General features: G+C 63.3%; 10 protein-coding genes. 5 read left to right on the top strand and 5 right to left on the bottom strand.

Annotated features, from left to right (window positions below; all coding sequences use genetic code 11):
* Window positions 1-32: 32 nt before the first annotated feature.
* Window positions 33-1352, bottom strand: a complete 1320-nt coding sequence (locus tag NJ69_RS20330) for an OprD family porin (RefSeq protein ID WP_039582612.1) — start codon at window positions 1350-1352, stop codon at window positions 33-35.
* Between the two features lie 470 nt (window positions 1353-1822).
* On the opposite strand from NJ69_RS20330, the gene NJ69_RS20325 reads away from it, so the two are divergent.
* Both NJ69_RS20325 and NJ69_RS20320 read left to right on the top strand, forming a co-directional pair.
* Window positions 1823-3922 carry a TonB-dependent receptor gene (locus NJ69_RS20325; RefSeq protein WP_039582610.1) on the top strand — a complete coding sequence of 700 codons (2100 nt, stop codon included), beginning with the start codon at window positions 1823-1825 and terminating at the stop codon, window positions 3920-3922.
* A gap of 78 nt (window positions 3923-4000) precedes the next feature.
* Window positions 4001-4444: a hypothetical protein gene (locus NJ69_RS20320; protein WP_029613836.1), complete on the top strand. Its 444-nt coding sequence runs from the start codon at window positions 4001-4003 to the stop codon at window positions 4442-4444.
* 71 nt (window positions 4445-4515) lie between these two features.
* Here the strand turns inward: NJ69_RS20320 and secB are convergent, their stop codons facing one another.
* From secB to NJ69_RS20305, 3 genes are read right to left on the bottom strand one after another with little or no spacing between them, the layout of a single operon-like run.
* The gene (secB, locus tag NJ69_RS20315) at window positions 4516-4998 is read right to left on the bottom strand and encodes a protein-export chaperone SecB (RefSeq protein WP_039582608.1); all 483 of its coding nucleotides are present in this window, start codon (window positions 4996-4998) and stop codon (window positions 4516-4518) included.
* 41 nt (window positions 4999-5039) lie between these two features.
* On the bottom strand, window positions 5040-5294 hold the full coding sequence (grxC, locus tag NJ69_RS20310) for a glutaredoxin 3 (protein WP_029613837.1): 255 nt from the start codon (window positions 5292-5294) through the stop codon (window positions 5040-5042).
* A 1-nt stretch (window position 5295) separates the two neighbouring features.
* Entirely contained in the window at window positions 5296-5709 is a 414-nt protein-coding gene (locus tag NJ69_RS20305) for a rhodanese-like domain-containing protein (RefSeq protein ID WP_029613838.1), read from the bottom strand.
* Between the two features lie 206 nt (window positions 5710-5915).
* Here NJ69_RS20305 and gpmI point away from each other — a divergent pair, with 206 nt between their 5' ends.
* On the top strand, window positions 5916-7451 hold the full coding sequence (gene gpmI / locus NJ69_RS20300) for a 2,3-bisphosphoglycerate-independent phosphoglycerate mutase (protein ID WP_039582607.1): 1536 nt from the start codon (window positions 5916-5918) through the stop codon (window positions 7449-7451).
* 65 nt (window positions 7452-7516) lie between these two features.
* Here the strand turns inward: gpmI and NJ69_RS20295 are convergent, their stop codons facing one another.
* Window positions 7517-7951, bottom strand: a complete 435-nt coding sequence (locus NJ69_RS20295) for a sn-glycerol-3-phosphate transporter (protein ID WP_155290554.1) — start codon at window positions 7949-7951, stop codon at window positions 7517-7519.
* Window positions 7952-8259: 308 nt separating this feature from the next.
* Between NJ69_RS20295 and NJ69_RS20290 the strand changes: the two genes are divergently transcribed.
* Together NJ69_RS20290 and NJ69_RS20285 are read left to right on the top strand one after the other, a co-directional pair.
* Window positions 8260-9561: a murein hydrolase activator EnvC family protein gene (locus tag NJ69_RS20290; protein WP_039582605.1), complete on the top strand. Its 1302-nt coding sequence runs from the start codon at window positions 8260-8262 to the stop codon at window positions 9559-9561.
* 85 nt (window positions 9562-9646) lie between these two features.
* A complete protein-coding gene (locus NJ69_RS20285) occupies window positions 9647-10972 on the top strand; it encodes a S41 family peptidase (protein WP_039582604.1) in 1326 nt (441 codons plus the stop codon).
* Window positions 10973-10975 lie beyond the last annotated feature (3 nt).

Genomic DNA, 10975 nt, shown 5'->3' with positions numbered 1-10975 from the left:
ATGCCGGGGCTGTTGGTTACGCCAAAACCGGATCAGAAGATGCTGATCGGGTACTCGACGAACACGCGTACTTCGTTGCCGTCGTCGTTGTAGCCATTCTGACGCACGGCATCGTTGGTGCGCAGGAACGAGCCGCGCAGCTTGACCGACAGGTCTTTGGCCGGGCCTTCCTGGACCACGTAACGGACCTGACTGAAGATCTCGCGCTCCTTGCCCTCGCCCCAGCCCTGCGGGTTGCCGACGGTGCGGGTGTTGATGTTGTCACCCACCACATAGGCGATCTTGTAGGTCAGCCCCGGAACGCCGAAGGCGCCGAAGTCCAGGCCGTAGCCCAGTTGCCAGGAACGCTCGTCCTCGGCGTTGAAGTCGGACCAGTAGGAGTTGGCCAGGTAGATGGTCGAACCGCCGTCGCCCACGCCGCCTTCGTTCTGGTACCAGCCGTAGTTGTAGCCGGTGCTGCCGGTGCTGCGCTGGTGGGCCAGGGTGAAGGAGTGCGGACCATAGGCGTAGGTCGCCGCCAGGCTCCAGATGGTGTTGCGGTCGCCGTTGAGGCCGGCTTCACGCACGTACTGGCTGTCGATGTCCGACTTGTAGCCGTTAAAGTCCAGGGTCAGGGACTGGTCGGCGGCGATCGGGAAGACGTAGTTCAGGCCCAGGTAGTGGCGCTTCATGACGTCTTCGTTGTCCGCGGTGTACAGCGAGGCAGTGAAGTTGTCGGTGAACTTGTAGCTGCCGCCGAGAACGTTGATCGACTTCAAACCACCGCTGTCACGACGCTGAGCGCTCTTGCGCGCTTCCTGGGTGAAACGACCGGCGTTCAGTTCCAGCCCTTCGATTTCCTTGGAGGTGATCAGGGTGCCGGTGAAGCTTTCAGGCAGCAGGCGCGAATCGTCGTATTGCAGGACCGGCAGCGCGGGCATCTGGTCGCCGTACTTGAGCACGGTGTTGGAGATGCGGAACTTGACGGCACCGCCAGCGCGGGCGAGGTCGTTGGCCGCGTCGCTGCGACCTTGAGCGTCAGTGGTGTTTTCGCGCTTGAAGAAATCGATACCGCCGCCGCCGTTGCGGCCCTTGCCGCCATCCAGGCGCAGTGCATACAGGCCGAAGGCATCGACGCCGACACCGACGGTGCCCTGGGTGAAGCCGGAGGAGAAGTTGGCGATCACGCCCTGGCCCCACTGGGACTGGTCGTTGACGCCGTGCTTCTTGTCGCGATTGATGAACGCGTTACGCAGAAGGACGTTGGCGTGGCTGTCCTCGATGAACCCCTTGCTCTGGGCCTGGTCGTTGGCCTGGGCCTGAGTGGCGGCGATGAGTGCCAGCGCAACCAGGCTGATCCTTGTATTCAACATGTTGTTTTCCTTATTACCGAATCAGAACGCTCTGCTACGTAAACGCCAGGAACCAACGCCCCTTCGTAGGTTCGACGCGTGTATCCAAACGGTGGGCGGCGCTGCTGTGCAGAGCGCGCGCCTCGTCCGGCGCTCGGCCATGGGATGGCCGGCAGGCGTAGAGGCCGCATCCTATCCGCGCGCGCCAACGAATGTCAAAAAAACGTGAAATGAAGGTTGATATAACCAAATTGAAGCTTTGGGCTGGTGTAAATCCGTGGAGATTGGCTCACAGGGAGTTATTCCTTCTCTTTTTCGGACGTGTGTACCAAGGCCAGCGCCATCTCGCTGCGGTCCCAACCTACTGGCGGGAGGCGAGTTACAAATTGATACATACGTCATGATTCAAGCTGACAAATAGCCAAGCAGTAGCAAATAGCAAGCATTACCATTCGCATCCTTTCTCTCGACCCTTTGTCGGATGCCATGCCATGCCTGCTCCCCGCCGCTTCAGATCCCTACCCTTGGGCTTTTCGCTGATGTTCAGCACCAGTCTCGTCAGCGCCGCCACCCTGCTCCCGGAAATCTCGATTTCGGCCGACACCGACCGTGAACGCGACAACCCCAGGGTCAAGGACGTCAGCACCGCCACCCGTACCTCGACCCCGGTGCGCTACGTGCCGCAGGCCATCGACACGGTCAAGACGGCCAATGTACTGGACTACGGCAGCAATAGTCTGGGCAAGGCGCTGGAGGGCATTCCCAACGTCAGCAGCGGGGCCGACACACGCTTCGACAGCCTGCGCATTCGCGGCTTCGATGCCAGCAACGATTTCTATCTGGACGGCGTGCGCGATGACAGCCAGTACGTGCGCGACCTGCACAACATCGAACGCGTCGAAGTGCTCAAAGGCCCGGCGGCAGTGCTTTACGGTCGCGGCAGCCAAGGCGGCATCGTCAACCGGGTGAGCAAGGCGCCGGAGCATGGTCGTCGCTCGACCCTCGAAGTCCAGGGCGGCAGCGAGGACCTGCGCAGCCTGTACGCCGACCTCAGCGCCGACCTGAACGATGACATCAGCGTGCGCCTGAACATGGGCAATCAGGACAACAACAGTTTCCGCGACGGCATCGACGGCAACCGCCAGTTGTTCGCCCCGTCGATGAGCTGGCAACTGAGCCCCGAGCTCAACTGGTTGGTGCAGTACGAATACAGTCGCTACAACCGCACGCCCGATCGCGGCATTCCCGGCGTCGGCGGCCGTCCGGCCGATGTGGGTCGCAGCACCACCTACGGCGATACGCAGCGCGACTTCATCGACGACCGGGCGCAGTCGCTGCGCTCGCGGCTGAACTATCAGCTGGGCGACAACTGGCAACTGCGCCACACCCTGAGTCTGTTCAAGCTCGACAGCGAGTTCGACAACACCTACCTCACCGGCTACATCCCCAGCACCCAGCGGGTGGTTCGTCAGCGCTGGCAGCAGGACCTGAACACCCGCAACCTGTTCAACAACCTCGAAGCCGAGGGCCAGGTCAGCACCTGGGGGCTGGACCACACGCTGTTGCTAGGGGTGGAGTTCGGCAACCAGCGCCGTGACCCACAGTTGTACACCGCGCGCGCGGTCAACGCGGGAGGCCAGGCGGTGCCAACGCTGGACCTCAACGCCCCGAACCGACGGCTGCAACACACCGGACCGATGGTGGCGTCGAGCTACAACCACACGGTGGTCGACAGCCGTGGTGTCTACCTGCAGGACCAGATCCGCCTCAACGATCAATGGCAACTGCTCGCCGGCCTGCGCTTCGATCAGTTCGAGGTGCAGACCCAGAACAGGCTGCGGGGCATTTCCGAAAAACAGAACGACAACAGCACCAGTCCGCGCCTTGGTGTGGTGTACTCGCCCTGGCAGGCGCATTCCTTTTACGCCTCCTGGAGCAAGACCTTTTCCCCGGTCGGCGGTGGCTTGATCGGCATCACCCCCGGTGCAGCAGGCAACACCAACGAGACCGCGCCGGAGAACACACGGCAGAAGGAAATCGGGGTCAAGAGCGACTGGCTCGACGACCGCCTGAGCACTACCCTCGCCGTCTACGAACTGGAGCTCTACAACCGTCGCACCAGCGATCCGGACAACCCGGGTATCACCGTGCTCACCGGCCTGCAGCGCTCACGCGGGGTCGAACTGACCGCCCAGGGCAAGCTGGTGGGCGACTGGTACGTGCGCGGCGGCGTCGGTCTGCAGGATGCCACCATCGTCAAGGACAACAACGGCCTGGCGGGCAACCGAGTCAACAACGTGGCGCGGCGCAATGCCAGCCTGTTCCTGACCTGGAAGCCGGAGTTGGGCTGGTACGCCGAAACCGGCCTGACCCTGGTGGGTCAACGCTACGCCGACAACCAGAACACCACCGTACTGCCCGGCTATGGCCGCTGGGATGCGCTGGTCGGGTTGCGCACCCATGACTGGGACGTGCGCGCGGCCCTGTCCAACCTCACCGACAAGACCTACTACAGCGCCGCGACCAGCGCCGCGCAGATCCAGTTCGGCGACCCGCGCAGCCTGGTGGTGACCGGCACTTACAGCTTCTGATGCAGCCAGGCTCTATCCAGAACGCCGACTCTAGGCTTCAATACGCGTTTTTTGCGGATACACCCGAGGATTCACGGCATGGCTTCCAACACCAAGCAACAGAAACGCGCCAAGCGCGCCGCCTCCAAGGCCAAGCAGAACCGGATGGTGCGCAGTGGCCAGGCGGTCAAGGCCAGCTCGGGTGAAAGCACCAGCGTCGAGCAGGTGTTCAACAAGGCCATGGATTCGGGCAGCTACGACGCGTTGTTCGAGAAGATGAAGCAGGCCCAGGAGAACGGCCTGGAGGCGATGATTTCGGTGTTCCTGGTCGACCCCCTGCTGGCGCTGGTGCTCAAGGGTCACAAGGAAGAACACGCCACCGACTATATCGTCTTGGTGTTCACCGCCTACCGCGCCTGGCTCGATGGTGCCGATGACGCGGCCACCATGGTCTGGCTGGAAAGCGATGAATTCCAGGCGGCCTATGTGGCGGCGTCGGAAGCAGTGGCCAAGCAGCAGCAACAGCAGAAACAGTTCGGCTGACGCCATTTCGCAGCCATGAAAAAGCCCCTCGGGTCGATCCCGAGGGGCTTTTTCGTAAGTCGCGCAGGCAATTACTGCAGCGACGGTGCCTCGCCCGCTTCCTGCATGCGCTGCAGTTCCTGGGCGTACAGGGCATCGAAGTTCACCGGCGACAGCATCAGCGCCGGGAACGAGCCGCGGGTCACCAGGCTGTCGAGGGTTTCACGCGCGTACGGGAACAGGATGTTCGGGCAGAACGCGCCCAAGGTGTGGCTCATCGACTGCCCGTCCAGGCCCGAGATCAAGAAGATGCCGGCCTGCTGGACTTCGGCGATGAACGCCACTTCGTCACCATTCTTGACGGTGACCGACAAAGTCAGCACCACCTCGTGGAAGTCGCCTTCCAGGGCCTTCTGGCGGGTGTTCAGGTCCAGCGAGACGCTCGGCTCCCACTGCTGGCGGAAGATCTGCGGGCTCTTGGGCGCTTCGAACGACAGGTCGCGCACGTAGATGCGCTGCAGCGAGAATTGCGGGCTGTTCTCTTCGGCAGCGCCGTTGGTCTGTTGGTCAGTCATGGCAGATCCTTGTCTGAAAAAGGGTTGAAAGGGGGCGTGAATCAGGCCTCGAGCAGGGCGTCGAGCTTGCCCGAGCGCTCCAGCGCAAACAAGTCATCGCAACCGCCGACATGGGTGCTGCCAATCCAGATTTGCGGCACCGAGGTACGCCCGGCCTTCTGCGCCATCTCGGCACGCAGTTGCGGCTTGCCGTCGACACGGATTTCCTCGAAGGCCACGTTCTTGCTCGCAAGCAGTTGCTTGGCGCGCATGCAGTAGGGGCAGTAGTCGCTGGAATAGACGATGACCGGTTGCATATCACTTCACCAGGGGCAGGTTGTCGGCTTTCCAGCTGGACACGCCGCCGCTGAGCTTGGCGGCGGTGTAGCCGGCTTTGAGCAGGTCGCGGCAGACGGTGCCGGACTGCTGACCCATCGCGTCGACGATGATCAGGGTCTTGTCCTTGTGCTTCTCCAGCTCTGCCATGCGGCTGGCGATCTTGTCCTGGGGAATGTTCAGCGCGCCGACGATGTGCCCGGCAGCGTACTCCTTGCCTGGACGGATATCGATCACCACGCCTTTGTCGGCGTTGACCAGCGCGGTCAGTTGACCGTTGCTCAGGCTCTGACCGCCACGGCGGATCTCGTTGAGAAGCAGCAGGATCAGCAGAATGAAGAAGATCGCAACCAGGATGAAGTGATCTGTCGCAAATTGAATCAGGTGAGCAACCATCAGGGGTGTTCCAGGCGATTGAAAATGCCGGCCAGTATACACAGCCACCCAGGCCGGCCAAAGCCCGCCGGGCCGGTGCGAAAACCCGCCTTGCACAGGATAGGGCGGTGCGCTGGTCGCGCGGTCCGACGAATATTCGCCGCCTCTGGCCGATTTCCCCTAAAATGCGTGTCTTTATCATCTTTGAACAACCGTGAGTTTGATCGATGACGAACCTCCCCAAGCCCCTGGTCCTGATCATCCTGGATGGTTTCGGTCACAGCGAAAGCCGCGAATACAACGCCATCCTCGCCGCCAACACGCCGGTCTACGACCGCTTGCGCGCCACCCAGCCGCATGGCCTGATCTCCGGCTCCGGCATGGATGTCGGCCTGCCGGACGGGCAGATGGGCAACTCCGAAGTCGGTCATATGAACCTGGGTGCCGGGCGCGTGGTGTATCAGGACTTCACGCGGGTGACCAAAGCCATCCGTGACGGTGAATTCTTCGAAAACCCCGTGCTTACCGGCGCCGTGGACAAGGCCGTGGCCGCTGGCAAGGCGGTCCACCTGCTGGGTCTGCTGTCCGATGGCGGTGTGCACAGCCACCAGGATCACATCGTCGCCATGGCCGAACTGGCCGCGCAGCGCGGCGCCGAGAAGATCTACCTGCATGCCTTCCTCGATGGCCGCGACACCCCGCCGCGCAGCGCGCAGTCGTCCCTCGAACTGCTCGACGCCACCTTCGCCCGACTGGGCAAGGGCCGCATCGCCAGCCTGATCGGCCGCTACTTCGCCATGGACCGCGACAACCGCTGGGACCGCGTCAGCGCGGCCTATAACCTGATCGTCGACAGCGCCGCCGACTACAGTGCCGACAGCGCAGTGGCCGGCCTGGAAGCGGCCTATGCCCGTGACGAGAGCGATGAATTCGTCAAGGCCACGCGGATCGGCGAGGCCGTGAAGGTCGAGGACGGCGACGCGGTGATCTTCATGAACTTCCGCGCCGACCGCGCCCGTGAGCTGTCGCGCGTCTTCGTCGAAGCGGATTTCAACGAGTTCCCCCGCGCGCGCCTGCCGAAACTGGCGGCCTACATCGGCCTGACCCAGTACTCGGCGAAGATCCCGGCTCCCGCCGCATTCGCCCCGGCCAGCTTGCACAACGTGCTCGGCGAGTATCTGGCCAACAACGGCAAGACTCAACTGCGCATCGCCGAGACCGAGAAGTACGCCCACGTTACCTTCTTCTTTTCCGGCGGCCGCGAAGAGCCGTTCGAAGGTGAAGAACGTATTCTCATTCCGTCGCCGAAGGTCGCCACCTACGACCTGCAACCGGAAATGAGCGCACCGGAGGTCACCGACCGCATCGTCGAAGCCATCGAGCAGCAGCGCTTCGACGTGATCGTAGTCAACTACGCCAACGGCGACATGGTCGGCCACACCGGCGTATTCGACGCCGCCGTGAAGGCGGTCGAAGCGCTGGACGGCTGCATGGGCCGTATCGTCACGGCACTGGAAAAAGTCGGCGGCGAAGCGCTGATCACCGCCGACCATGGCAACGTCGAACAGATGGAAGACGAATCTACCGGCCAGGCGCACACCGCGCACACCACCGAGCCGGTGCCGTTCATCTATGTCGGCAAGCGCAAGGTCAAGGTCCGCGAAGGCGGCGTGCTGGCGGACGTGGCGCCGACCATGCTCAAGCTGCTGGGGCTGGAGAAACCCGTCGAAATGACCGGCACCTCGATTCTGCTCGACGCCTGAGCCGGCTCAGCGCTGCACAATGAAAGCCCGATGCGATTGCATCGGGCTTTTTGCGTTTCAAGGGTTCAGCGAAAGCGATAGCCAACGTTGACCATCATGGCGTTGCCCCCCAGCAGCACCGCCTCGATGCCCACCGGCCCCAGGTGGGTGCCCAGCGCGGGAATGATCACGGGTGCCACGCCAAAGCGATTGAGCGGCAGCTTGTCGCGGTACTTGCCGCGATAACCCTGCAGCAAACCGGCACTGACCTTGGCGTACACCGGCCATCGGTCATGCTGCCAGGCCTTGCCGCCGTAGGCGTAGACCGAGCGCTGGCGGAACGAATTGCGGAAGGTTGCAGCACCGTACAGCAGGCCATCGGCGCGATTGCGCTCCAGGCCGATGAGTTCCTGACGCTCGTTGTGGTCCGGGTCGGGATTGAAGTGTCGGGTGTAGACACTGGTCTGCAAGGTCCAACTGTCCTGCTCGGTGGCAGCCGCAACGGACGGAATGAGGACCATCAGTAGACACCCTGCGCACAACAGAAAGTGCCTCAACTGGAACAAACGGAAAGATATCGACATGGACGTTCTCGCACAGCAGGAAGAGCACGGGCAGCCGGATCGGCGTTCGCCACGCAAGGGCCGCCGATGGTAAGCGCGGTCGTCGCAGCGCTTCACGCCGAGCTTTCCGATCTTTACAACGGATAAGTCCGATATTTCATGCGGCTTTCCTGACAAACGCGGCCCTCCTGCCGTTGGCAGGCGTTTTTTTTGCAAGCCCGGGCGGGCATACTAGGCCAGTCTCCATCCCTGGTACGCCCGATTCCATGCGCCGCGCCCTCATATTCCTCGCCCTGTCATGCCTGCTCGCCCCGGCTATCGCCGACGAGCGCGCCCAGACCCAGCAACAGCTGGACGCCACTCGCCAGGACATCGCCGAGCTCAAGAAGACGCTGGGCAAGCTCCAGGAAGAGAAAGCCGGCGTGCAGAAAGACCTCAAGTCCACCGAGACCGATATCGGCAATCTCGAGAAACAGGTGGAGGCGCTGCAGCAAGCGCTAAAAAAGACCGAGGGCGAACTGGAGCGCCTTGACCACGAGAAAAAAAAACTCCAGTCCGCCCGTACTGAACAGCAACGGCTGATCGCTATCCAGGCCCGTTCGGCCTACCAGAGTGGCCGCGAGGAATACCTCAAGCTGCTGCTCAACCAGCAGAATCCCGAGAAGTTCGCGCGCACCCTCACCTACTACGATTACCTGAGCAAGGCGCGCCTGGAACAATTGCGCACCTTCAACGAAACCTTGCGCCAACTGGCCAACGTCGAGCTGGAGATTTCCGGGCAGCAAGAGCAACTGCTGGCCCAGCGCGCCGACCTCGACACCCGCCGCCAGTCACTGGAAGCCGAGCGCAGCAAGCGCCAGCAGGTGCTGGCCAAGCTCAACAGCGACATGAAAGCCCGCGACCAGAAGCTTCAGGCCCGCGAACAGGACCAGGCCGACCTGGCCAAGGTGCTCAAGACCATCGAGGAAACCCTCGCGCGCCAGGCCCGCGAAGCCGAAGAGGCGCGGCAGAAGGCCCTGCTGGCGCGCCAGGAAGAAGAAAAGCGTCGCCGCGAACAGGCCCTGGCCGATGCTCGGCGCGAGGCGCCCGAAGCGCCCGAAGCGCCGCCGAAGAAGGCCCGTACCGTACTTGGCCCGCTGGTATCCAGCGACGGCGCCAACTACGGCGGCGCCTTTTCCGCGGCCCGTGGAAAACTTCCATGGCCGGTCAATGGTCGACTGCTGGCACGCTTCGGCGATACCCGTGGCGGTGACGCCCGCGCCAAGTGGGATGGGGTGATGATCGCCGCCTCCGCAGGCACCCAGGTGCACGCGGTGCACGGTGGCCGCGTGGTGTTCGCCGACTGGTTGCGCGGTGCCGGACTTCTGGTCATTCTCGACCACGGCAATGGTTACTTGAGCCTGTATGGCCACAACCAGAGCCTGCTCAAGAGTGCCGGAGACATCGTCAAGGCCGGTGAAGCCATTTCCACCGTCGGCGACAGCGGCGGTCAGGACAGCGCGGGCTTGTACTTCGCGATTCGCCAGCAGGGTCGGCCAACCGACCCGGCGCAATGGTGCCGAGGCTAGGCATTTGCATACATGACGGCATCGCCTCTATGGGCGGCGTCGATGCTCCGTCAGGGGCACCTACAGGATCAGGAGTTCGTTCGACATGCTGCACTCGTCTCGCCTCACCCAGCTGGCCCTGAGCATCGCTCTGGTCGTCGGCGCGCCCCTGGCCACCGCCGCCGAGCCGGCCAAGGCTGCCAAGCCTGCGGCCATGCCGGCCACCGAGGTGACGGCCAAGGCGCCGCTGCCGCTGGACGAGCTGCGCACCTTCGCCGAGGTCATGGACCGGATCAAGGCCGCCTACGTCGAGCCGGTGGACGACAAGACCCTGCTGGAGAACGCCATCAAGGGCATGCTCAGCAACCTCGACCCACACTCGGCCTACCTCGGCCCGGAAGACTTCCAGGAACTGCAGGAAAGCACCAGCGGCGAATTCGGCGGCCTGGGCATCGAAGTGGGCCAGGAAGACGGCTTCATCAAGGTGGTCTCGCCCATCGACGACACCCCGGCATCGCGCGCCGGCATCGAAGCGGGCGACCTGATCGTCAAGATCAACGGCGCGCCCACCCGTGGCCAGACCATGACCGAAGCGGTCGACAAGATGCGCGGCAAGATCGGCCAGAAGATCACCCTGACCCTGGTGCGCGACGGTGGCACACCGTTCGACGTGACGCTGGCCCGTGCGGTCATCCAGGTCAAGAGCGTGAAGAGTCAGTTGCTGGAAAGCGGGTATGGCTACATCCGCATCACCCAGTTCCAGGTCAAGACCGGCGAGGAAGTCGGCAAGGCACTGGCCAAGCTGCGCAAGGACAACGGCAAGAAGCTGCGCGGCCTGGTCCTGGACCTGCGTAACAACCCAGGTGGCGTGCTGCAGTCGGCCGTGGAAGTGGCCGACCACTTCCTCACCAAAGGGCTGATCGTCTACACCAAGGGCCGTATCGCCAACTCCGAGCTGCGTTTCAGCGCCGACCCGGCCGACGCCAGCGAGGGCGTGCCGCTGGTGGTGCTGATCAACGGCGGCAGCGCCTCGGCGTCGGAGATCGTCGCCGGCGCCCTGCAGGACCAGAAGCGCGGCGTGCTGATGGGCACCGACAGCTTCGGCAAAGGCTCGGTGCAAACCGTGCTGCCATTGACCAACGACCGCGCACTGAAGCTCACCACGGCGTTGTACTTCACCCCCAACGGCCGCTCCATCCAGGCCCAGGGCATCGTTCCGGACATCGAGGTGCGCCAGGCCAAGCTCACCGCCGAAGCCGACACCGACAACTTCAAGGAAGCCGACCTGCAGGGCCACCTGGGCAACGGCAACGGCGGCGCCGACCGCCCGACCGGCAGCAGCAAGCGCACCGAGCGCCCACAGGACAATGACTTCCAGCTCAGCCAGGCCCTGAGCCTGCTCAAGGGCCTGAACATCACCAAGGGCGACTGATGC

The sequence above is a fragment of the Pseudomonas parafulva genome (assembly GCF_000800255.1).
GTDB lineage: Bacteria > Pseudomonadota > Gammaproteobacteria > Pseudomonadales > Pseudomonadaceae > Aquipseudomonas > Aquipseudomonas boreofloridensis.
This window is presented reverse-complemented; position numbering and strand designations above follow the sequence as displayed.